General features: G+C 40.5%; 17 protein-coding genes. 16 read left to right on the forward strand and 1 reads right to left on the reverse strand.

The genetic code is table 11. The features are described from left to right. The first annotated feature begins 56 nt into the window (after window positions 1–56). The 5 genes from pyrG to BN4609_RS05390 all read left to right on the forward strand — a co-directional run bounded on the left by pyrG (window position 57) and on the right by BN4609_RS05390 (window position 9,095). Complete coding sequence (pyrG, locus tag BN4609_RS05365; protein WP_021992379.1) at window positions 57–1,664, forward strand: CTP synthase; 1,608 nt, start codon at window positions 57–59, stop codon at window positions 1,662–1,664. Window positions 1,665–1,698: 34 nt separating this feature from the next. Next, window positions 1,699–3,594 carry a membrane protein insertase YidC gene (gene yidC, locus BN4609_RS05370; protein WP_068855573.1) on the forward strand — a complete coding sequence of 632 codons (1,896 nt, stop codon included), beginning with the start codon at window positions 1,699–1,701 and terminating at the stop codon, window positions 3,592–3,594. Between the two features lie 88 nt (window positions 3,595–3,682). Further along, on the forward strand, window positions 3,683–5,836 hold the full coding sequence (gene dpp5, locus BN4609_RS05375) for a dipeptidyl-peptidase Dpp5 (RefSeq protein WP_068855574.1): 2,154 nt from the start codon (window positions 3,683–3,685) through the stop codon (window positions 5,834–5,836). Between the two features lie 44 nt (window positions 5,837–5,880). After that, a complete protein-coding gene (locus tag BN4609_RS05380) occupies window positions 5,881–7,539 on the forward strand; it encodes an MFS transporter (protein ID WP_021992376.1) in 1,659 nt (552 codons plus the stop codon). Between the two features lie 1,367 nt (window positions 7,540–8,906). Then, window positions 8,907–9,095 carry a hypothetical protein gene (locus BN4609_RS05390; RefSeq protein ID WP_068855576.1) on the forward strand — a complete coding sequence of 63 codons (189 nt, stop codon included), beginning with the start codon at window positions 8,907–8,909 and terminating at the stop codon, window positions 9,093–9,095. A 166-nt stretch (window positions 9,096–9,261) separates the two neighbouring features. On the opposite strand, the gene BN4609_RS05395 is transcribed toward BN4609_RS05390, so the two are convergent. Beyond that, window positions 9,262–11,895 carry a valine--tRNA ligase gene (locus BN4609_RS05395; RefSeq protein WP_068855577.1) on the reverse strand — a complete coding sequence of 878 codons (2,634 nt, stop codon included), beginning with the start codon at window positions 11,893–11,895 and terminating at the stop codon, window positions 9,262–9,264. Window positions 11,896–11,987: 92 nt separating this feature from the next. Between BN4609_RS05395 and mazG the strand changes: the two genes are divergently transcribed. From mazG to BN4609_RS05455, 11 genes are all read left to right on the forward strand, one after another. Continuing rightward, window positions 11,988–12,842, forward strand: a complete 855-nt coding sequence (mazG, locus tag BN4609_RS05400; protein ID WP_068855578.1) for a nucleoside triphosphate pyrophosphohydrolase — start codon at window positions 11,988–11,990, stop codon at window positions 12,840–12,842. Between the two features lie 145 nt (window positions 12,843–12,987). After that, a complete protein-coding gene (locus tag BN4609_RS05405) occupies window positions 12,988–13,485 on the forward strand; it encodes a lipocalin family protein (protein WP_241033203.1) in 498 nt (165 codons plus the stop codon). An 18-nt stretch (window positions 13,486–13,503) separates the two neighbouring features. Continuing rightward, on the forward strand, window positions 13,504–14,418 hold the full coding sequence (locus BN4609_RS05410; RefSeq protein WP_068855579.1) for a ribonuclease Z: 915 nt from the start codon (window positions 13,504–13,506) through the stop codon (window positions 14,416–14,418). A 22-nt stretch (window positions 14,419–14,440) separates the two neighbouring features. Continuing rightward, window positions 14,441–14,821, forward strand: a complete 381-nt coding sequence (locus tag BN4609_RS05415; protein ID WP_241033204.1) for a T9SS type A sorting domain-containing protein — start codon at window positions 14,441–14,443, stop codon at window positions 14,819–14,821. A 95-nt stretch (window positions 14,822–14,916) separates the two neighbouring features. Next, complete coding sequence (locus BN4609_RS05420; RefSeq protein WP_164071578.1) at window positions 14,917–16,383, forward strand: L,D-transpeptidase family protein; 1,467 nt, start codon at window positions 14,917–14,919, stop codon at window positions 16,381–16,383. Between the two features lies 1 nt (window position 16,384). After that, window positions 16,385–16,927, forward strand: a complete 543-nt coding sequence (locus BN4609_RS05425; RefSeq protein WP_068855581.1) for an RNA polymerase sigma factor — start codon at window positions 16,385–16,387, stop codon at window positions 16,925–16,927. A gap of 43 nt (window positions 16,928–16,970) precedes the next feature. Next, window positions 16,971–17,339 (forward strand): hypothetical protein, encoded by a 369-nt coding sequence (locus BN4609_RS05430; protein ID WP_021993977.1) that lies wholly within the window; start codon window positions 16,971–16,973, stop codon window positions 17,337–17,339. A gap of 450 nt (window positions 17,340–17,789) precedes the next feature. Further along, window positions 17,790–18,524, forward strand: a complete 735-nt coding sequence (gene truA / locus BN4609_RS05440) for a tRNA pseudouridine(38-40) synthase TruA (protein WP_068855582.1) — start codon at window positions 17,790–17,792, stop codon at window positions 18,522–18,524. 27 nt (window positions 18,525–18,551) lie between these two features. Continuing rightward, window positions 18,552–19,469: a DMT family transporter gene (locus tag BN4609_RS05445; protein ID WP_068855583.1), complete on the forward strand. Its 918-nt coding sequence runs from the start codon at window positions 18,552–18,554 to the stop codon at window positions 19,467–19,469. A gap of 1,047 nt (window positions 19,470–20,516) precedes the next feature. After that, the gene (serS, locus tag BN4609_RS05450; protein WP_068855584.1) at window positions 20,517–21,806 is read left to right on the forward strand and encodes a serine--tRNA ligase; all 1,290 of its coding nucleotides are present in this window, start codon (window positions 20,517–20,519) and stop codon (window positions 21,804–21,806) included. A gap of 134 nt (window positions 21,807–21,940) precedes the next feature. After that, window positions 21,941–24,292, forward strand: coding sequence for a bifunctional dihydroorotate dehydrogenase B NAD binding subunit/NADPH-dependent glutamate synthase (locus tag BN4609_RS05455; RefSeq protein WP_068855585.1), 2,352 nt, complete (start codon window positions 21,941–21,943; stop codon window positions 24,290–24,292). Window positions 24,293–24,380: the final 88 nt, after the last annotated feature.

Here is a 24,380-nt window from a genome sequence, read left to right on the forward strand (position 1 = left end):
GTTAACTTTGCGCCTTGTATTACTTATGTGTTTTAACTAATTATATTCTTTTAATCGTGGCTGAAACAAAATACATATTTGTCACAGGCGGCGTGGTTTCATCGCTTGGCAAAGGCATTATTTCATCATCAATTGGCAAACTCTTGCAGGCAAGAGGCTACAACATTACTATCCAGAAGTTTGATCCTTACATCAACATCGATCCTGGTACATTAAATCCTTATGAACATGGAGAGTGCTATGTGACTGTCGATGGAACAGAAACAGACCTTGACCTCGGACATTACGAAAGATTTACAGATATACAGACAACACGAGCAAACTCGCTTACAACAGGAAGAATCTATAAAGCAGTAATAGATAAGGAACGTAGAGGTGATTATCTTGGAAAGACAATTCAGGTTATACCTCACATCACAGACGAAATCAAACGCAACGTGAAACAACTTGGTCGTAAGCATGGATATGATTTTGTAATCACTGAAATCGGAGGTACAGTAGGAGACATTGAGTCTACGCCTTTTCTCGAAGCAATACGACAGCTCAAATGGGAATTGGGAAACAGAGCTGTGTGTGTACATCTGACATATATCCCCTATCTGAAAGCCGCTCAGGAGATAAAGACAAAACCTACGCAACATTCTGTAAAAGAACTGCAGAGTATAGGTATTCAGCCGGATATCTTGGTGTTGCGTACAGAAAAACATCTTAGCGATAGCATATTACATAAAGTCTCAGCATTTTGCAATGTCGGACAAGACTGTGTGATACAGAGTGAGGATCAACCAAGCATATACGAAGTTCCTGTGGAAATGCAGAAACAGGGTCTTGACACAGCCATACTTCGGAAAATGGGAGAACCTATAGGTGAGACGCCGACACTCGGACCGTGGCGCAAATTTCTTGAAAGAAGAACAAATGCAACAAGCGAAGTGAAAATAGGACTTGTTGGAAAATATGATTTACAGGATGCTTACAAAAGCATAAGGGAAAGCCTTTCGCAGGCAGGAACGTATAATGACCACAAAGTCGTATTGACATTCATAAATTCCGAAAAAATAAACGAGGAGAATGTTGCAGAGAAACTTGCCGGTCAGGATGGCATAATGATTTGTCCGGGATTCGGACAGCGTGGTATAGAAGGGAAAATTATAGCATGTCATTATACACGAATACACAATATACCTACATTTGGTATATGCTTAGGCATGCAGATGATGGTGATAGAATTCGCACGCAACGTCCTTGGATATAAAGATGCAAACAGCCGCGAAATGGATGAAATGACAGAGCATAACGTGATTGATATTATGGAGGAACAGAAAAATATCACCAATATGGGTGGTACAATGCGTCTTGGGGCATACGAGTGTGTGCTGCGGCAGGGCTCCAGAGTATTTGACATTTACAAAAAAGAACACATACAGGAACGGCACCGTCACCGTTATGAGTTCAACAACAAATATCAAAAGGAATATGAGAAAGCCGGTATGCAATGCGTAGGTCGAAATCCGGAAAGCGACCTCGTTGAGATTGTAGAGATACCTGGTCTGAAATGGTATATAGGAACACAATTCCATCCTGAGTACCAGAGCACAGTACTCAAACCCCATCCGCTATTCATGTCTTTTGTAAAGGCTGCGATAGAAAACAAAGCAAAATAATAAATCTTGATTTAAAACATAATTTACAGAAAAAGTGGATAAAAATACTATTATAGGCTTTGTCCTTATAGCAGCTGTACTTATAGGATACGGAGTATGGTCACAGCCATCGGCTGAGGAAAGAGCGGCTATGGCAAAGCAGGATTCTATTACCAACGTTGTAAGGCAAAGAGCGGAATTCGCCAGAAAAGAAGCGCAGGAGAAAAAACTTGCCGAAGAAAGCAACCGCGCTCAGGACACAACAGCTCTGTTCTATTCTTCTCTGAAAGGAAAGGAAGAGAAGATAAAACTACAAAATAAAAGCATAGAAGTAACGTTAAACACAAAAGGTGGCACACCGGAAAAGGTTGTTGTAAAAAATTTCCCGGATTATAAGAAGAACCCGGATGTAACCTTATTTGACAAGAAAGATCAAAGCCTGAAGTTCATTCTCCAGGCAAAGGAAACAAATATTAATACATCTAATCTTTATTTCACGCCGTCAGATGTCACGGACTCTACTGTAACAATGACAGCCATAGCAGGATCAGGCAAGGACATAACAATCAAGTATACCCTTGGTAAAGATTATATGTTGCATATGGAGTTTCTTGCCAGTGGTATGGAAGGTCTGTTCTCACCAAACTATAACATGATGGATGTGAATTGGAGTGACAGATGTCGTCAGCAGGAAAAAGGATTCACATTCGAAAATCAACATACATGCCTCACATACCATGATGTTGATGGCGGAACCGATGAGCTTAGTAGCACAGGAGAAAAAATTAACGAAATCATTGAGGAAAGAATCGATTGGGTAGCATTTAAAAACCAGTTCTTTTCCGCTGTTATGATAGCCAAAAACGATTTCTCTGACAATTCGGTATTAACAAGCATCCCCCAACAGAAAGGTTCTGGTTATCTGAAACAATATGAGGCAAAACTTAAAACATTTTTCGATCCGAGTGGAAAGAAAGCTTCGGAATTTGATTTTTACTTCGGTCCCAACGACTTCCGCCTCCTTCAGCGTGTAGAGAAAGAGGCTGGATATGATAAGGAACTCGAACTTCAAAAGCTTGTGTACCTTGGATGGCCTATTATACGTATTATTAACCGGTGGTTTACAATATATGTATTTGACTTCCTGACAAGCATGAACATTAATATGGGAATCGTTCTCATTCTCATAACACTATTGCTAAAATTTATAACATATCCTTTGGTAAAGAAAAGCTATATGAGCTCGGCAAAAATGAGAGTTCTTAAGCCAAAACTCGAGGAAGCAACAAAACAGTTCAACAGACCGGAGGATCAAATGCAGAAGCAACAGGCAATGATGGCGGAATACGCAAAATACGGTGTAAGCCCATTGTCAGGATGCCTGCCAATGCTAATACAATTGCCTATTTGGATTGCTATGTTCAACTTTGTTCCAAACGCCATACAACTTCGTGGTGAAAGTTTTCTATGGATAAAAGACTTATCAACATACGACCCTATTCTTGAGTGGAACACCAACATATGGATGATAGGTGACCACCTGTCCCTGACATGTATTCTGTTCTGTGTATCCAATATACTTTACTCAATAATGACAATGCGTCAGCAAAAAGATCAGATGGTCGGACAGCAAGCGGAGCAGATGAAGATGATGCAATGGATGACATATCTCATGCCGGTATTCTTCTTTTTCATGTTCAATGACTATTCATCAGGATTGAATTTCTATTATTTCACCAGTTTGTTCTGCAGTGCATTGATAATGTGGATACTACGTAAGACAACAAATGATGAGAAACTTCTTGCAATACTTGAAGCGCGTTATAAGGAGAACAAAAACAATCCGAAGAAGTTAAGCGGTCTGGCAGCACGACTTCAGGCAATGCAGGAACAACAGATGGAACTGCAACGTAAGCGTGAGGAACTAGAACGCAGACGGAATAGGCAATAAATCAATAAAAATATTCAGGCAGATTATGTAAAAGAGGGATTCACCGTCCTGATTCAACATAATCTGCTTTTATTAAATGAAAAATAATATGAATGCATTAACAACAACTATTGCGGCATTAATTGCATGCAGCGGAATACAGGCACAGACAATGATTGATAAAAGTGACATAAAGCTAAAAAACAACCTAATGACTCCTGAAGCACTATGGGCAATGGGACGAATAGGTTGTGCAGAAGCATCGCCAGACGGAAAGACTATAGTTTATCAGGTAGGATATTACAGCGTTAAGGAAAATAAAAGTCGTCAGGTGATATACACAATAAGCAGTGACGGCAAGACACAAAGAAAACTCACACCGGCAGGAAAGAGTCAGAGTGACGCCACATGGATTGCCAAAGGTAAACGTATAGCATTCCTTCAAGACGGACAGATATGGTCAATGGCAGCTGACGGCAGCGACTGTAAACAGCTCACAAAATCATCAACCGATATTGAAGGATACAAATTCTCGCCTGACGGAAAAAGTGTTTTGCTGATAAAATCAATACCTTATAATGGTAGTATAAAGAAAAATCCGGACGATTTACCATTAGCTACAGGAAGACTTGTTACCGACCTGAACTATCGTCACTGGGATCACTATGTGGAATCAATGCAACATCCGTTCATCGCTAAAGTTGGGGAAAGCAGAATTGATGATGGTATCGATATTCTTAAAGATGAACCATATGAGTGTCCTATGGCACCATTCGGAGGCATCGAACAATTGAACTGGAGTCCTGACTCAAAGATAATTGCATATACGTGCCGTAAAAAAGAAGGGGTTTCTTATGCAATATCGACGGATTCGGACATATATCTTTATGACGTCACAACAGGTAAGACAACCAATATTTGTAAACCGTCCAATTATATTCCTGTTGATGTTGATCCTACAAAATCTATGAAGAATCAGGCTATAAACCAACAGAAAAGTGACTACAACCTTGGTTACGATGTAAATCCGACATTTTCTCCTGACGGGAAATACATTGCATGGCAGAGTATGGCTCGTGACGGTTATGAAAGTGACCGTAACCGTTTATGCGTCTATAATATAGCAGATAAGAAAAAAAAATACGTCACAGAAACATTTGATTCAAATGTGGACAGCTATTGCTGGGCGGCAGACTCAAAGAGAATTTACTTCACCGGATGCTGGCATGCATGCGTAAACCTCTATCATACGGACATTAACGGGAATGTATTGCAGCTCACTGACGACATAGCCGATTTCGGTTCAATATCTCTTGTAAATAACGGCAATAAACTTCTTGCTACACGCCATAGTATGTCTCAGGCGGACGAACTGTACATTGTCAATCCTGGCAAGAACATAAAAAAGACAAGTGTTACACAACTTACATACGAAAATCAGCATATTTACGACCAATTGCAGATGGGGGAAGTCAGAAAACAGTGGATAAAGACAACTGACGGCAAAGATATGCTGTGCTGGATAATACTGCCCCCACACTTCGATGAGACTAAGAAATACCCCACCCTGCTCTATTGTGAAGGCGGACCGCAAAGTCCGGTGAGCCAGTTCTGGAGCTACAGATGGAACTTCCAGATAATGGCTGCACATGGATATGTGATTGTTGCCCCTAACCGGCGTGGTCTGCCAGGATTCGGCTCAGAATGGAATGAGGAGATAAGCGGAGACTGGACGGGTCAGTGCATGAAAGACTACCTCAGTGCTATAGACTATGCGACAACAAACCTTCCATATGTAGACAAAGACCGTCTTGGTGCAGTGGGTGCCAGCTTCGGAGGATTCAGCGTATACTATCTCGCAGGGCATCATGACAAACGGTTTAAATGCTTCATAGCACATGATGGAGCGTTCAATCTTGAATCAATGTACACAGACACAGAAGAGGCGTGGTTTTCCAACTGGGAATACGAGGATGCATATTGGAACAAGAATCTCAGCGACAATGCAAGACGCACGTATGAAAATAGTCCACACCGGTTCGTTGACAAATGGGACACCCCTATATTATGTATACACGGTGAGAAGGATTATCGTATCAACGCCAATCAGGGATTCGGAGCATTTAACGCAGCGCGTATGAAAGGTATTCCGGCTGAACTGCTTATTTTCCCAGATGAGAACCACTGGGTTCTCAAACCACAGAACGGTATATTATGGCAGCGTACGTTTTTCAACTGGCTTGATAGATGGCTGAAAAAATAAGCACGCTGATATGACAAATAGAAATAACACAATAAATTACAAAAATGACTGAAACTATAAAAAAAACACTGAGAGATTCGGCTGCTGCCCGGTGGACAGTACTGCTGTTTTTGGCTTTTGCCATGTTCTGTTCATACATCTTTATGGACATTCTCTCACCTATCAAGGATCTGATGCAGTCGACGCGGGGCTGGGACTCCACGGCTTTCGGTACGATGCAAGGTTCTGAGACATTTCTCAACGTATTCGTATTCTTCCTCATTTTTGCGGGAATCATATTAGACAAAATGGGAGTACGTTTCACAGCTGTACTTTCCGGATTTGTCATGCTTATAGGTGCAACCATCAACTGGTATGCCGTGACCGAACAGTTCATTGGCAGTGGTCTTGAGACATGGTTCAACAACAACCTTAACTACATTCCAGGCTTTGACGAGCTTGGCATATCTCCCTTCTATGAAGGTATGCCGGCATCAGCCAAATTCGCAGCCATCGGATTCATGATTTTCGGTTGTGGAGTCGAAATGGCAGGTATAACAGTTTCACGAGGAATCGTGAAATGGTTCAAAGGACGCGAAATGGCACTTGCAATGGGCTCTGAAATGGCGTTGGCACGCCTAGGTGTAGCAACATGCATGATATTCTCTCCTGTATTCGCAAAACTTGGAGGTGACATTGACGTTTCACGCTCTGTTGCATTCGGAGTGGTTCTGCTGCTCATCGCTCTCATCATGTTTATTGTCTATTTCTTTATGGATAAGAAGCTGGACGCTCAGACAGGTGAGGCTGAAGAAAAGGATGATCCGTTCAAGATAAGTGATCTCGGAAAAATACTGTCAAGCGGTGGATTTTGGCTTGTAGCTTTGCTATGTGTGCTTTATTATTCTGCCATATTCCCCTTTCAGAAGTACGCTGTAAACATGTTGCAGTGCAACCTCACTTTCACCAAGCTTTCTCCGGATTCATTTTGGGCAACCAATACCGTTACTGTAATACAATATTGTATTATGCTTGTCGTTGCGGCAGCCGCATTTGCGAGCAATTTTGCAAAGAATAAATCTTTAAGAGCTGCATATCTGATAACAGCTGTGGTGGCACTTGTTGTATTTTGCTACATGGGTTATATGCGTCAGAGTGCAGAGACTGTGTTTGCTGTATTCCCGCTTCTCGCAGTTGGTATAACTCCTATTCTCGGCAACTATGTCGACCATAAAGGAAAGGCGGCAAGTATGCTGGTCATGGGTTCTATACTCCTCATCATATGCCATCTTACATTTGCATTCATTCTTCCGATGTTCAGAGGCAATACCTCCGGAGGCATCATCATAGCATATCTCACAATACTCGTTCTCGGAGCAAGTTTCTCTCTTGTTCCCGCATCGTTATGGCCTAGTGTTCCGAAGTTGGTGGATGCAAAAATCATTGGAAGTGCGTATGCCCTTATTTTCTGGATACAGAATATCGGACTGTGGCTGTTCCCGCTCCTCATTGGAAAAGTACTTGATAAAACCAATCCGAAGCTTGTGGAGAATCTTAAGAATGGTGTGATAACTCCCGAACAGGCTGCAGTGTCATATGACTATACAGCACCACTTGTCATGCTTGCATGCCTCGGAGTTGCAGCACTTATTCTTGGCTTCGTACTCAAAGCTGTCGACAAAAAGAAAGGCTTGGGACTTGAGGAGCCGAATATTAAAGACTGATGTCAAGACTTTATATACTCACACTGTGAAATAAAATACAGATAAAAGCTGTTATAACATATGAATACGCCGCAGGAAATAGATATTTCCTGCGGCGTATTCATATAAAGTTTCATGTATTGGTTCACGCTATAAATAAGAAGAAAAGTTGCTGTAGTACAATTCGAAATAACAAACAAGTATGACTATAAGGAATATTTAAATTATCTAAACAATAAGAGTTTTCCTTACAAGTATTGTTTTCTACTTAATTTTACAAGTAAGAATGAGACAATTCAATTCATATCTTTCAATAAACAAGATTTATTAGAAAGAAAACTGTCAAAGGCTGATATTTTCAGACATATGATACTTAATGCATCCTTCTTTGGACAATTGAAAATCAAATACAACAATAAAATAGTCTCTCCTGCTACTGATTATGTACTATCTGATTTGACTGATAATAAATGTTGGTATGAAGCGTCAAAAAAAGAATGCAATAGAAAAGATTCCGAATGGTTCATGAATCGAAAATCAATTGGTGGAAAATGTGCGGAATGCATATTTAATAACATTTGTCCGTCTCCATCTGAAATAGAACTGAAATTTAATATTAGATATCCTTGTCAATAGTAAATAAGATTAATTTGAAAACCGCTATGAGCTTTATCATAAAACGACAATCATGATGTAATTTGTAAATCTTATACCCTGGTCAGAAAAACTAATAGCTCAGTCACAAAAATTGAGGCAAACTACTGTACTGTGTGAAGCACTTCAATATGTATAAGTCATGGTTGATATTTTATGAGTATTTAGACATTTCCACTTTTTGTGTAATATACAACAATACCAAGGTTCACGAGACTGATAAACTAACTGTCGGGTAATAAGTATTATACCAATATGGAGCACGATCATATCTTTATTCGCATAATTTCCACTTTTATACATAAATATATGAACTATAATTATTTAGTTCAATGTTTTTATGTCTTTGTGCTCGTAAAATTTGGCGTGCATTATTAATTTTATTAATTTTGTTATCGTTAATAAACGTCTCGCCGACTTCCGGTTTCACCAATTATATTGATGTTGCAACACTAATGCCGAACGGGATGCCGTAAAACACAATAATAATGAATATTTTTTTAAGAACACTGCTATTATTTTCAGTTATTGGATTTGGCATTGACGTGCAGGCGCAGGACAATACAAGATTCACTCTTGTCCGTGATGTGTCAGAGCTTAATGACGGTGATGCCGTGGTTATTGTCGATTCCGAAGAAGGTGCTGCATTAGGNGATTCGGCAGAAAATCTCAGACATGGCATTTATATTGTGAACGGCAGAAAAACAGTAATAAAATAACAGTAAAACAAATACATGAAAAAGACATATATCGTCCCGGCTATTTGCCTGCTCCACATCCCGGCAGTGCTTTTAAGCGGTTCAGGCAGTTCCGCAAAGATGGAAGGAGGACATTTCCTTGACATAAATGATGAGGAGTCGTCCGAAGGTGAGGGACGAGCAAAGAAAAATGACAGTGACTGGGACAGCTGGGACAACGATTGACATATAGGATTTCTTATGAGAATTGATATGATGTATGACAGTTCTCCTATGGACTTCCGTGAATAAATACAAGCTAACAATTGAATAAAAAAGTAGGAAGGAAACGATTTGTTTCCCTCCTACTCTATTTATATACTTACAAATAAGCGAATTAGTCTGTAATCGACTATTTCAAAGCTTTCAGAGACTCTCTGATTACAGCGATTTTTTCCTCGCTATCTTTTTTCTTTTTGCGTTCCATTGCAACAACAGCCTCGGGTGCATTGGAAACGAACTTCTCATTTGTAAGTTTCTTGTTAATACCATTAAGGAAACCTTCAAGATGTTTTAGCTGAGCTTCAAGTTTTTCTATTTCGGCTTTTACATCTATCATGTCACCCAATGGAATGGCAAACTCGTCAGTACCTACCATAAAAGATGCAGCCGTAGCATCTTTGGCACTTACAACCTTTACGTCTTTCAGATTTGCCATTTTACTTATTACGCTCATATATTTCCCGTAGCCATTAGAGCCTATGCAGTGCAGCTCCAACGCATCTTTAAATGGGATGTTTCTTTGATTACGTACAGTACGTATGTTACTTACAATCTGTCTTACATTTTCCATCCCTGTGGATAATGTGTTATCCGAATCTGTCGGTGCCGCCAATTCCAATCTGTCGCGCATAATGGATTCACCGTCTTTTCTGTCATATATATGTTGCCACAATTCCTCTGTGATAAATGGCATAAACGGGTGCAGCATTTTTAACAAAGTCTCGAAAAACTTCAAGGTTGCATCATATGTTGCGTTGTCTATCGGCTGTCCATATTCCGGTTTCACCATTTCAAGATACCAGCTTGAGAAATCATCCCAAAACAGACGGTAAACAACCATGAGCGCCTCTGATATGCGGTATTTCAAAAACAGCTCATTTAGCTCATCATTAGCCTTTCTGAGCCTTGCTTCAAACCATTCTACCGCAATCTCATTAATCGACGGCTGTTCTGCTTCAGTTTTTTGCCATCCTTTCACAAGACGGAACGCGTTCCATATCTTGTTATTGAAATTGCGCCCTTGCTCGCAAAGACTCTCATCAAAAAGAATATCATTGCCGGCTGGTGCTGAAAGCATCATACCCATACGTACACCGTCCGCACCATATTTGTCAATGAGCATCAATGGGTCTGGAGAATTTCCAAGACTCTTTGACATCTTGCGTCCCAACTTATCACGTACAATACCGGTGAAGTACACATTGCGGAACGGCATTGTCTTACGATATTCATATCCTGCCATAATCATTCTGGCGACCCAAAAGAATATAATATCCGGACCGGTTACAAGATCACTTGTCGGATAATAATATTTTATTTCTTCATTGTCTGGATGTTCTATCCCATCGAACACAGCTATAGGCCATAGCCAGCTTGAGAACCATGTATCCAGACAGTCACTGTCCTGCTCAAGAGAATCTGAGGTAAGTAAAGGATTCTTTTCCTGCGCCATTTGTAATGCCTTTTCTTTACTTTCGGCTACGACAAAGTCGCGTTTTCCATCAGATGTGTTGAAATAGTATGCGGGGATACGGTGCCCCCACCATAACTGACGGCTTATACACCAATCCTTGATATTCTCAAGCCAGTGACGATAGGTATTTTTATATTTTGCAGGATAAAATTTTATCTCATCATTCATTACCGGAGGCAAGGCAATTTCAGAAAAATGTGACATCTTCAAAAACCACTGTGTGGATAATTTTGGTTCTATTGGCACATTTGTACGTTCAGAGAATCCTACCTTATTATTGTAGTCTTCCACTTTCTCCATCAGACCGGCTTTTTTCAAGTCCTGCTCTATTCTCAACCTAACGTCCATTCTATCCATACCGACGTATAGTCCAGCAGCTTCACTTATTGTACCATTATCATTGAATATGTCAATCGTTTCAAGATTATGTTTCAGTCCGAGTGCATGGTCATTTATATCATGTGCAGGAGTAACTTTCAAACATCCTGTTCCAAATTCTATATCAACATACTCATCTTCAATAACCGGAATCTGACGTCCCACAAGTGGAACAATAACATGCTTACCGCGAAGCCACTGATTTTTAGGATCATTCGGATTGATACACATGGCAGTATCGCCCATAATGGTTTCAGGACGTGTGGTTGCCACAACTGCGTATTTGCCAGGCTCTTCAACAACCATGTATCGCAGATAATACAGTTTCGAGTGCTCTTCCTTGTATATAACCTCTTCATCAGAAAGGGCTGTCTGCGCTTTCGGATCCCAGTTAACCATGCGTGCTCCACGATAAATAAGACCTTTGTTATAAAGGTCGCAGAATACTTTAATTACCCCTCTTGAGCGGGTCTCATCCATGGTGAAAGCCGTACGGTCCCAATCGCAACTTGCTCCGAGTCTGCGTAATTGCTTAAGAATAATGCCTCCGTGCTCATTTGTCCATTCCCACGCATGTTTAAGAAACTCATCGCGTGTTATGTCTTTTTTGCTTATGCCTTCTTTGGCAAGTTTATTGACGACTTTAGCTTCAGTGGCGATTGACGCATGGTCTGTTCCTGGCACCCAGCAGGCATTTTTTCCTTCCATCCGTGCACGGCGTACAAGTATGTCTTGAATGGTATTATTAAGCATGTGTCCCATGTGGAGCACACCTGTTACATTTGGCGGTGGGATAACCACTGTGTATGGTTTTCTACCGTCCGGCTTACTACTGAACATCTTTTTATCCAGCCAATACTGATACCATTTAGACTCCACCGATTGTGGATCATATTTACTTGCCAGTTCCATATATTTTTTATTTGGTTTTCTACATAAAAACGATGCAAAATTAGTAAAAATACATTGAAATGTAGTATATTTGCATAATTAATAATTAAATTATGCATTCTAAAGAAGAAAAACTACAGGCATTCGGACGTTTTCTTGATGTGTTGGATACGCTAAGGGAAAAGTGTCCATGGGACAAGAAGCAGACAAACGAAAGCCTGCGACCGAATACAATAGAAGAGGTATACGAATTGTGTGATGCTCTGTTAAAAGATGACGGGCAGAATATATGCAAGGAACTTGGCGACGTTTTGCTTCATGTTTGTTTTTATGCAAAGATAGGTGACGAACAGGGACGCTTTGACATTGCCGACGTGTGCAATATGCTTACCGACAAATTGATTTTCAGACATCCACATGTTTACAGTAAATCACAAGTCGGTGCTCCTAACCCACTCCCTCTTCCCTATGGTGAAAACGTGCCCAATGCAGAGTCAAACCACTCAATCACTTCTGCTGAAGTTTGTGAGAATTGGGAACAGATAAAACTAAAGGAAAAAAACGGAAACAAACGTGTTCTATCCGGTGTGCCAGATACACTGCCTTCGCTTATCAAGGCATATCGCATACAGGAAAAAGCCAGAAATGTAGGATTTGACTGGGAAGACAAGCAAGATGTATGGGCTAAAGTTGAAGAAGAGCTTGGGGAGCTGAAAAGCGAATTTAAAAATGAAAACAACCACCGTACTTTAAAAGAATATGGTGATTTCCTGTTCTGTGTAATTAACGCGGGCCGTCTGTACAAACTTAATCCAGACACTGCATTGGAGTATACAAACCAGAAATTTATCCGCCGTTTCAATTATATAGAAGAGCAGAGCCGTTTAGAAGGTAAGTCTATAAAAGACATGACTCTAGGTGAAATGGATGAATTATGGAACAAAGCAAAGTCTCTTGAAAAAGACTAATCACAACATTTCAATATAACCAATGTGTTATTTTCCGTAAGACGGTAATATTATTGCAACAGATAACTAATTATACAGTAGCTATATGAAACATTCTTGCTTTATAATAATTGCAACTCTTTTTTCATGCATTATGTTAGGATGTATGGACAAAAAGAACTCAAATGAGATGTTGAAAGTTGAAGAAAAGACGTCTTCAGAACCAGACACCACTATATACGGTGTATGTGGAGAAGGGACAGCCATGCACACTTTACAGCTTATAACAGATGTAGGAGACACGTTAGAGTTTGCTCTTCTCGACAAATATGATATGCAGGCAAATGTTCAGGGTGGACTGATGTCTGGTGACAGAATGGCAGTTGTTGGGGCTGATATTAATGGAGAAAGAGTGGCTTCAAAAGTCATCAATGTCACAACCTTGCTTGGCAAATGGGTAAGTCTGGATAAAAATTTTGAAATAGAAGAAGGGGGCACAGTGAAGTCGAACGTAAAAGCTGAGACAAAATCGTGGACTTCATGGAAAATATTCAATGGACATTTGCTTCTGAATAAGGATACTTTTGATATAATTTCTCTTGGTGCGGATTCGCTGTATCTTGAGAATAACAACGGTATATTTGTATACAAAAGACAGCAGTAAATATATATTCTGTAATATATGGAACCGTTTAAAGTACACATTCTTGGTTGTGGAAGCGCATTACCGACTCTGAGGCATAATCCATCTTCACAGGTGGTGGAAATACGCGGGAAGTTTTTTATGGTAGACTGCGGTGAGGGAACACAAACGCAGTTGCGTCGTTCAAAAATAAAATTTACAAAAATTAATGCGGTGTTTATATCTCATGCCCACGGAGACCACTGTTTCGGACTGATTGGAATGATTTCTACATTCGGAATGCTTGGACGCACTGCCCCACTTCATGTATATGCGCCGGCAGGCTTGAGAGAGATAATGAAAAAGCAAATTGAATACTTCTGTAATGGATTTGAGTATGAGGTTATTTTCCATGATGTAGATACGTCTGCAAACAAAATAATATATGAGGACAGAAGTTTATCCGTTGAGACTGTTCCCCTATCGCATCGGATGCCATGCAGCGGATATATATTTCGCGAAAAACCGACATTGCCCCATATCCTGCGTGATATGGCAGATTATTATAATGTGCCAGTTTCACAATTCAACAATATAAAAAATGGAGCCGACTGGATTGATAATGAGGGCAATATTATTCCCTATACCAGACTCACAAAACCTTCAGAATCGGCTCGGAGTTATGCATATTGCAGCGACACGAGATACATGCCAGAACTTCATGAATATCTGAAAGGAGTCAATGTCCTGTATCATGAGTCTACATATTTGAACGAAGATGAGGGAATGGCAAGGCAGTTTTTTCACAGTACAGCGTCGCAAGCGGCACAGGTCGCGTCGGATGCCGGAGTAAACACTCTTGTTTTAGGACACTATAGCGCACGTTATAACGATGAAAGCATATTGTTATCTGAGGCAAAAGAAATATTTCCAAACAGTATATTAAGTGATGAAGGTCTGACCATCGATATATAGTTAAATAAACATAAATGATGCTATGATGCTGAAGCAATGTCTTTTATGTTATATTGAAAATTATTATATTTGCGTTCAGATAAACTTTGATAAAATGGCAAAATATATACTAAGCACACTTTTTTTAATACTATTTATCGCAGCTACACCTGTTTATGCTGTATCGGCTACAGAACCGGCATCAGTGGAGTCACCAAATACAGAAATAACAATATCTGTCAATGGCTCAAAAATTCGTGTGACGGGAGCTAACGGTTGTACACTTTCCGTATACAATGTTACAGGAGTTCGCGTTATGAGTGTGAAAATTGACAGTGCCGACAAACAGTATGACCTTGATCTTCCCAAAGGCTGTTATATTCTGCAAATAGGAAAAACGGTGCGTAAAATATCCATCAGATAAATATTTTGCGGTTAGGAAGACATATTATATCGTTTACTATATTGATGCTTTCTGTGTGCTCATGTCATGAAAGAAAGTATGATACAGACTTGTCATTGGAATACTTTTCTGAAATAAGTTCAGAGAGATATTCTGTTGACAACTCTTTATTAAAAGAAAAAATACAACATCTTATTCTATCTGATAGAGATAAAAGTGAATTAGATGTCTCTGTCAGAAAATATTATAAAGATAATGATGTTCTTTTGTGGGTTACACGCAGTGGTATAAATTCCAAGGCAGACACGCTCTTGAAATATTTGAATGATGTAAGACACATCGGTTTTAATCCTGAAAAATTCTATTACTCCCAGATTAGAAACGATATTAAAACTCTAAGAAATCTGGATTTCAATGATACTGACAATATAAATTCTGTTATTGCCAGATTAGAATATTATATGACAAAAGCGTATGTCAGATATTGCACCGGACAGCGTTACGGATTTGTGAATCCAGCGATTCTTTATAATACATTGGAGAAGGATGATTCCGATACTACCAACACAAGATTTATACGGCTTTATGATATACCTATGCAACATCCGGACCGTACATACTATAATGAGGCTTTCCGTAAGATATTGAATGACAGCATTGGTGTTTTTCTTGGCGAATCATCACCTCAAAATCGTTTGTATGATGTATTGGTGACACGCTTAGACAATATAAAAAATAAGTCAAAAATAAAATATATATGTAATATAGAGCGCGCAAGGTGGAGGTTGTCTGATTATCCCGGTAAATACAAGAAATATGTTTTCATTAATATACCTTCGCAGACACTGGAAGCTGTAGATGGAGACGAACGTATTCCAATGAAAATTATATTCGGAAAGACATCCACAAAAACACCTCTATTAATAAGCAAAATAAACCGCATTGATTTTAATCCAAAGTGGATTATTCCGCAAAGTATAATAAGAAAGGACGTTGTAAAGCATGTTGATGACATAGATTATTTCATCAGAAACAACTTCTATGTGACTGAAAAGAAGACTGGAGAAGTTATTGATTTGTCGGATGTTACAAAGGAGATGCTTTTGTCAAATGATTATCGGGTAATACAAGAAGGCGGATCGGGCAACTCTTTAGGTCGCGTCATCTTCAGATTCAACAACAATTTCTCTGTCTTTCTTCATGATACTTCCAGTCCGAATGTATTTACAAGAACCGACCGAAGAGCGTCTCATGGCTGTATCCGCGTGGAAAAACCTTTTGAACTGGCGGTTTTCATGTTACATGAGAAAGAGGACAACACAATCGAGAGAATAAAATACTCGATGACAAATGACAACCATGTAAAAGAGCAAAGTGAGAAAAGGAACACTCATAAAGTAAAAACAGAATTAGCATTGACGGATGCCGGGTTATATCTGAGCAGTCTTAAAATAAATCCCACAGTGCCGCTGTTCATAACATATTACACGGTGTATCCTGTGGAAAATAGCGGGATAAGAGAATATAATGATATATATGGATACGATCAGGTGATTTACGACCACTTGAAACGTTTCATGTAAAATGAGTAAAAAGGATACAAATAAAACGTCTGAAAATATATCGGATAATTTGAAAAAGTCTTTTTCCGATATAGTGAGCCAATACAGTGAACCGTTGTATTGGAAGATAAGACATATTGTACTGAATCACGATGACGCAAACGACATTTTACAGAACGTATTCATTAAAGCCTGGAAAAACATAGACGACTTCCAGAACAGAGCGAAAATATCGACGTGGCTATATCGTATAGCTATAAATGAATCGCTTGACTTTATAAGAAAGCAAAAATCCAATGCTGTTATTGAATCCGATGCGGACAATAATATTGCGAACAGACTTATTGCAGATGAATATTTTGATGGAGATAAAACGGTAGCAATGCTCCAGCAAGCCATTGCGACATTGCCTGAAGTACAGAGAGTTGTCTTCAATCTGAGGTATTATGACGAAATGAAATATTCAGAAATGAGCAAGATTTTAAATACGACAGAAGGTGCGCTGAAGGCAAGCTATCATATTGCAGTGAAGAAAATAACTGAATATTTTAAATCGCAAGATTAAACTTTCAGGATAGATATACGTCAAAATTACAAAAGACAGATATATGGGCACGAACGAAAAATTCTTAAACTCACAATTCGGAAATAAAAGACCGTTCAAGGTTCCAGACGGATACTTTGAGTGTCTTACGTCTCAGATTGTGGACAACTTGCCGGAGAAATCCTTAGATGGCTCTGCAATCAAGCTGTCGAAACCATCGGTATGGCGAGTATGGCGTTATATTGCCGTTGCCGCTTGTATATGTGGTGTAATATTCGGAGTGACCGCATATCTTTACAATGCTCCTAAAGGTATTGAGCATACGCTTCATTCGTCAGTGACGGATGACACCTACTATGATGTTGTAGATTATGTGACAGACTATGGTATGATGGACAATGATGACATCTATGCATTATTATCAGAAAATTAAAAAAATAAGTATTTTGAAGACAAAAATTATATTTATACTTTCTTTTCTTTGTGTTATCAGCTCAGGTCTATATGCGCAGGAACGTCAACGCTTCAGTCCCGAACGTTTTGAGGCAGAGCTGGAACAGTTCATTACGACAGACGCATGCCTTACTCCGGAGGAATCTGCCCGTTTCTTTCCTTTGTATCGTGAAATGCGGAAGAAACAGAGATATATCCTTGATAAGAACAGATTTATGCGTCACATTGATTTCAATGATGATAAGGAGTGTGCGGAAGCCATCAGGAACAATGACGCCAATGATATAGAGTTGAAGAAATGCCAACGTGAATATCATGAGAAATTCATGAAGATACTGCCGGCGTCAAAAGTTTTTCGTATAATTCGTTCTGAAGACAAGTTTCACAGAAGAGTTTTCAGAAAAGCTTTCAACAGACGCGGCAAATAGAGATGACAAACAGATATTTTGTTTATCTGTCATATGACGGTACGTCATATCATGGATGGCAGATTCAGCCAAACGGCAAGTCGGTACAGGAAACCTTGCAGAATGCGTTGTCTTTGATTTTACGTAGCGACATTTCTGTTGTTGGAGCCGGACGTACTGATACTGGAGTACATGCCCGACTGATGGTTGCACATTTCGACACAGACATTACTTTCGATGAAGAAAATCTTGCATATAAGTTGAACCGTATACTCCCGCCAGACATCTCGGTTTCAAGAATAGAACAGGTGCATGGCGATATGCATGCACGCTTCAGTGCAAAATCGCGTACATACCACTATTATGTACATACACAAAAGGATCCGTTTTGCAGAAATTACTCCTGTGAGCTGCATTATAATCTGGATTTTAAAAAGATGAATGAGGCAGCCCGACACTTGCTTGATATAGACGACTTCGGGGCTTTTTGCAAAAGCCATTCCGATGTAAAGACTACCCTATGTAAGGTTTATGAGGCAGAGTGGATATGCGACGGCTCCTATAGATGGCATTTCCGTATTACTGCAAACCGTTTTCTAAGAAACATGGTAAGGGCGGTGGTCGGCACTCTGATTGATGTCGGGCGTAACAGAATAACGTTGTCTGAGTTTGATGACATAGTCGCCGGGCGTAACCGTTCCGCAGCCGGTGAGAGTATGCCCGGGAATGCACTGTTTCTTGAGAATGTCGAATATTAGAATACCAGCACTTTAAATTTTCTGTATATGTGGCTTTTCATGGCATTTGTATCAGCTGCGCTGTTGGGTTTTTATGATGTGTTCAAGAAAAAAGCCCTGTCTGGCAATGCTGTTCTCCCTGTACTGTTCATCAATACACTTATCTGCTCTCTGTTGTTTTTACCGTTTATTGTCATATCATCGGTATCCCCAATACTTGAAGAGACATCTTTTTATGTTCCGGTATGCGATTGGGAGTTTCATAAATTTGTTGTTCTGAAAAGTGTTATTGTGCTGACATCGTGGCTGTTTGGCTATTTTGCCATGAAACATCTGCCACTCACAATAGTGGGACCAATAAACGCTACCCGTCCGGTGATGGTTTTAGTGGGTGCGATACTGGTGTTTGGAGAGTCTCTGAACATATACCAATGGATTGGTGTCATACTTGCAGTCATCTCTTTTTTCATGCTTAGCCGTAGCGGAAAGAAAGAGGGTCTTGATTTCGGGCACAATAAATGGATTCTGTTTCTCATTCTTAGTGCGGTATTCGGTGCAATAAGCGGTCTTTATGATAAGTATCTTATGACATCGCAGGAACATGGAGGTGCCGGTTTGCCGCGAATGTTTGTACAGAGCTGGTATAATATATACCAGTGCATTATGATGGGATGCATGCTTATGCTGATATGGTGGCCGTTGCGCAAACGTACAACTCCTTTTCGCTGGCATTGGAGCATTATATTCATCAGTATTTTTTTAAGTGCCGCTGATTTCATATATTTCTATTCACTCAGCCTGACTGATTCTATGATTTCCATAGTTTCAATGGTAAGGCGCGGTAGTGTGGTTGTGAGCTTTTTGTTCGGTGCGCTGCTCTTTCATGAGAAGAATCTCAAGGGAAAAGCGGTTGACCTGTTGTTAGTGCTGTTGGGTATGGTATTCCTATATATAGGAAGCCGCTGACAAAGTGCATCAACCATGTAGTGACTTCAGCCATTGCGAGTGACGGATAAGGATTATAAAAACTCATGCAGAATTATACTTTTAAATATGCATCCAAACATATTTGCAGTATTTAAAGTTTTTATCCATAGATGAATAGGGCGTCAAGGCTTGTTTTTCACTTGTTTGTCTGCTCTTCATCCTCTCCCCTACCGTTGCGTAGTCTTGATTCCCTATTTTTCCCGGTGAAACCCACTGTACATTTGATAAAAGCAGAAACCAATCCGCTTGACATCTGTACAAAATACGGATGAAACCTATTGTTATATTCGGATAAAACATGGAAAAGCAAAAATGACTACAAGAATAAAGATGAAGAAAGATGACTCATATAAGCGGAAGCAGGTATCTCGCTAAATAGCAGTATAGTAGAAATAAATGGAAAATACGTATAGTGATAAGTCGCTGAGAATCGTTCAGAAGCAAACGGACAGCCGTCGGTCAATTTTATCCCATTTATTTGTCTGGATGTGCAATGTGTTGTATATCAGTATTTTGTTTGTTCTGTATCTTTAAAAGCTTGTTCATTCATGCCGGAAAAGTCTTTTCCGGCACACAGGAAAGCCTCTATTAGCATGCTATAAAGGCTATATCGGAACATGACATAGCCTTTCCGGTGGCGGCAAGGAGTATTTATGACATGTAGAACAGAACCTGATTCTACGCAAAAAGAACAGAAATTGCGACTTTTGGGCGAGAAAGACAACTCTGGACACGACTTTTAATGGCATTCTGAGGGGAGAGTTCCTCCGGACGGACTATGTGTCATAATCCATTCATTTCTCTTTTGCACAAATATTTTGTCAATATTTTTTACTACAGGTATCACCGTATATACTATGCATTTTTAATCCAAATATCTGCTTATAGAAAATATGATATACATAAAAGCTTATGTCTCTTTCCGCTGATATTCTGTTAATATGATATAATTATGGGTGACATGAAAATATTTTTTGTATTTTTGTAAGTTGTTAATATGTATCTGATTTTTTAAATTTACAGCACATGCTTACACTTAAACTCATAAACGAGGAGACAGAACGTGTTATTAAGGGATTAAAGAAAAAACACTTTGAGAATGCTGAAGACGCCATCGCTGAAGTCATAGAAACAGACCGGCGCCGGCGCGAAGCCCAGCAGAAACTGGACAGTAATCTTTCTGAGACAAAAAAACTGTCTGCACGCATCGGAATGCTGATGAAAGACGGCAAAAAAGATGAGGCGGAGGAAATAAAGAAAAATGTCACAGCTCTTAAAGAGATAAGCAAACAACTGGAGGCAGAAAAAGCCCAATGTGAGAAAGACCTCACCTTGCAGCTTTGCTCCATACCAAACATACCAAATGATGATGTGCCGGAAGGACGTGACGCAAGTGACAATGTAGTGGTGAAGGAAGGAGGCTGCATGCCTGAATTGCCGGAGGATGCGTTATGCCACTGGGATCTATGCAAGAAATTCAATCTCATAGATTTTGATCTCGGAGTTAAAATCACCGGAGCCGGATTCCCTGTATATATAGGTAAGATGGCACGTTTTCAGAGAGCTCTTGAGGCATTTTTCCTTGAAGAGGCACGCAAGAGCGGATATCTGGAGGTTCAACCCCCATACGTGGTAAACGAGGCTTCCGGGTATGGTACCGGACAGTTACCAGATAAAGAGGGACAGATGTATCATTGCAATCTTGACAATCTGTATCTCATTCCTACGGCAGAGGTTCCTGTAACAAATATATTCCGCGACGAGATTCTTGACGAGAAAGATCTTCCTATAAAAAGATGTGCTTATTCCGCATGCTTCCGCCGTGAAGCCGGATCGTATGGTAAAGACGTGAGGGGACTGAACCGTTTGCATCAATTTGACAAGGTTGAGATAGTACGCATAGACACGCCGGAGCATTCATATCAGTCGCTTGACGAGATGCTTGCTCATGTTGAGGGACTTTGTAAGAAGCTGGAACTCCCCTATCACATCCTGCGTCTTTGCGGAGGTGATATGAGTTTTACTTCTGCAATATGCTACGACTTTGAGGTTTGGAGCGCAGCTCAGAAGAAGTGGCTTGAAGTCTCATCTGTATCAAACTTCGAAAGCTATCAGGCAAACCGTCTGCACTGCAGATATCGTAAGGCTGACACAAAGAAGATAGAACTGTGCCATACTCTCAACGGTTCCGCTCTTGCTCTGCCGAGAATTGTCGCTACAATTCTTGAAAACAACCAGACGCCGGATGGAATAAGGGTGCCAAAGGCATTGGTGCCGTATTGCGGTTTCGACATGATAGACGATAATAACTTCTGATTTGGAATCCTTCTCACAATAGCCGTATATTGCAAATCTCTCTGATTTGCAATATACGGAATGTCTCCGACCGGCAGTCTGCATCATAATCAGATATGCCAGAACAAAACAAATACAATAACATTTCACACTTTATGAACAAAATTCTCCGTAAAGAACAATTTTCAGAAAATGTATTTTTATTTGAAATAGAGGCACCGCTGATTGCAAAAAGCAGAAAGGCAGGCAATTTCATAATAATAAGAGTTGACAAGAACGGTGAGCGTATACCTCTCACCATTGCGGATGCGGACGTAAATAAGGGCACTATTACTATAGTTGTACAGCGCGTCGGACTGTCATCACAGAAACTTTGCGGGCTCAATGAAGGTGACGTCATTGCCGATGTTGTAGGTCCGCTTGGAAATCCTACACACATAGAAAACTTCGGAACTGTTGTGTGTGCGGGAGGTGGTGTCGGTGTTGCCCCGATGCTTCCGATAATCAGGGCTTTGAAAGCAGCGGGAAACCGCGTTCTGTCTGTTATCGCCGGCAGAAACAAAGACCTCATAATACTTGAGAACGAGGTAAGGGCAAGCAGTGACGAACTGATAATCATGACAGACGATGGCTCATATGGAGAAAAGGGGGTTGTTACAGTCGGTATTGAGACGTTTATCAAGCAGGAACATGTAGACAAGGTGTTTGCCATAGGTCCTCCTGTTATGATGAAATTCTGCTGCATGCTTACGCAGAAGTATAATATACCTACAGATGTCTCGCTAAATACGATCATGGTGGACGGAACCGGTATGTGCGGAGCATGCAGACTTACAATCGGAGGAAAGACAAAGTTTGTATGTATTGACGGTCCGGAATTTGACGGAGCTCTTGTTGATTGGGATGAGATGCTCAAGCGGATGGGCACCTTCAAAAGAGCGGAGCAAGAAGAGATGGAACACTATGAGCAGCATCTCAATAGTGTCAGCCCCGACATAAATGTCAGCACATCAAATATAAAAATGGATGTAGAGGCGACATCGGAGACCATAGAGCAGCTTACTGACCGCAACTCTCAGTGGCGAAAAGACTTACGCGCTGCAATTAAAGCAAAAGACCGTATGGCAATACCTCGGGTTGTGATGCCGGAGCTCGATGCGGAATACCGTTCCCATACACGCACAGAAGAGGTGAACAAGGGACTTACAAAGGAAATGGCTATGACTGAGGCAAGAAGATGTCTGGACTGTGCAAGACCGTCTTGTGTCACCGGATGTCCGGTAAGCATCGATATTCCGTCCTTCATAAAGAACATAGAACGCGGACAGTTCATAGCAGCTGCCAAAGTATTGAAAAACACCTCGTCGCTTCCTGCCGTATGCGGCCGCGTTTGTCCACAGGAAAAACAGTGTGAAAGCAAGTGCGTGCACTTGAAGACTGGAGAACCGGCTGTCGCTATAGGATATTTGGAACGTTTTGCAGCCGATTATGAAAGAGAAAGCGGCAACATCGTACTTCCGGAAATAAAGCCTTCCAATGGTGCTAAAATAGCTGTGGTAGGCTCCGGACCGGCAGGATTGAGCTTTGCGGGGGATATGGCTAAAAAGGGATATGAGGTTACCGTATTTGAGGCACTGCATGAAATAGGAGGTGTGCTGAAATATGGAATTCCAGAATTCCGCCTGCCAAACAGAATTGTTGACGTTGAGATAGAAAATCTCAGGAAAATGGGAGTGGCTTTCATTACAGACTGTATAATAGGTAAGACTATTAGTATTGAACAATTGGAAAGTGAAGGCTTCAGAGGCATATTCATAGCATCAGGAGCCGGTCTTCCCAACTTTATGGGCATACCGGGAGAAAACTCCATCAACATAATGTCCTCCAATGAATATCTCACACGTGTAAATCTTATGGACGCGGCAAATCCTTCAACAGACACACCTATAAATATAGGACACAATGTTCTTGTTGTGGGTGGCGGAAACACTGCCATGGATTCATGTCGCACTGCAAGACGTCTTGGTGGAAATGTGACATTGGTGTACAGACGTTCGGAAAAAGAAATGCCCGCACGTTTGGAAGAAGTGAAACACGCAAAGGAAGAAGGGATAAAATTCATGACGCTACATAATCCTATTGAATATATTGCCGACAAAAATGGTGCCGTAAAACAGGTAAGACTGCAAGAAATGAGGCTTTGCGAACCGGATGAGAGCGGTCGTCGTAGCCCGGAACCTATACCCGGTGCGATTAAAACAATGGACATAGATCAGGTCATTGTCGCCGTAGGCGTCTCCCCCAACCCATTGGTTCCAAAATCTGTCAAAGGTCTTGAACTTGGGCGTAAGAACACAATCGTCGTAAATGAGGAAATGCAAAGTTCACGTCCAGAAATATATGCAGGTGGAGATATTGTCAGAGGCGGAGCTACCGTAATACTCGCCATGGGTGACGGACGTCGTGCTGCCGACAATATGGATAAGCAGCTTTCCGGAATAAAATAATCGAGTCGATATAGAAATCTTTGCGGGATACAGAATAATCTGTCCTGCAAAGATTTTGCATACTATAAATCTCTACTTAACCATAACT

The organism is Leyella lascolaii (assembly GCF_900079775.1).
GTDB classification, from domain to species: Bacteria; Bacteroidota; Bacteroidia; order Bacteroidales; family Bacteroidaceae; genus Prevotella; species Prevotella lascolaii.

What these genes read in the sequence shown, in the direction of transcription:
- BN4609_RS05430 (WP_021993977.1), top strand. Translation starts at nt 16,971, where the DNA reads ATGGGCACGAACGAAAAATTCTTAAACTCACAATTCGGAAATAAAAGA.
- BN4609_RS05395 (WP_068855577.1), bottom strand. Translation starts at nt 11,895, where the DNA reads ATGGAACTGGCAAGTAAATATGATCCACAATCGGTGGAGTCTAAATGG.
- BN4609_RS05455 (WP_068855585.1), top strand. Translation starts at nt 21,941, where the DNA reads ATGAACAAAATTCTCCGTAAAGAACAATTTTCAGAAAATGTATTTTTA.
- serS (WP_068855584.1), top strand. Translation starts at nt 20,517, where the DNA reads ATGCTTACACTTAAACTCATAAACGAGGAGACAGAACGTGTTATTAAG.
- BN4609_RS05410 (WP_068855579.1), top strand. Translation starts at nt 13,504, where the DNA reads ATGGAACCGTTTAAAGTACACATTCTTGGTTGTGGAAGCGCATTACCG.
- BN4609_RS05390 (WP_068855576.1), top strand. Translation starts at nt 8,907, where the DNA reads ATGAAAAAGACATATATCGTCCCGGCTATTTGCCTGCTCCACATCCCG.
- mazG (WP_068855578.1), top strand. Translation starts at nt 11,988, where the DNA reads ATGCATTCTAAAGAAGAAAAACTACAGGCATTCGGACGTTTTCTTGAT.
- BN4609_RS05380 (WP_021992376.1), top strand. Translation starts at nt 5,881, where the DNA reads ATGACTGAAACTATAAAAAAAACACTGAGAGATTCGGCTGCTGCCCGG.
- dpp5 (WP_068855574.1), top strand. Translation starts at nt 3,683, where the DNA reads ATGAATGCATTAACAACAACTATTGCGGCATTAATTGCATGCAGCGGA.
- BN4609_RS05415 (WP_241033204.1), top strand. Translation starts at nt 14,441, where the DNA reads ATGATGCTGAAGCAATGTCTTTTATGTTATATTGAAAATTATTATATT.
- BN4609_RS05425 (WP_068855581.1), top strand. Translation starts at nt 16,385, where the DNA reads ATGAGTAAAAAGGATACAAATAAAACGTCTGAAAATATATCGGATAAT.
- BN4609_RS05405 (WP_241033203.1), top strand. Translation starts at nt 12,988, where the DNA reads ATGGACAAAAAGAACTCAAATGAGATGTTGAAAGTTGAAGAAAAGACG.
- BN4609_RS05445 (WP_068855583.1), top strand. Translation starts at nt 18,552, where the DNA reads ATGTGGCTTTTCATGGCATTTGTATCAGCTGCGCTGTTGGGTTTTTAT.
- truA (WP_068855582.1), top strand. Translation starts at nt 17,790, where the DNA reads ATGACAAACAGATATTTTGTTTATCTGTCATATGACGGTACGTCATAT.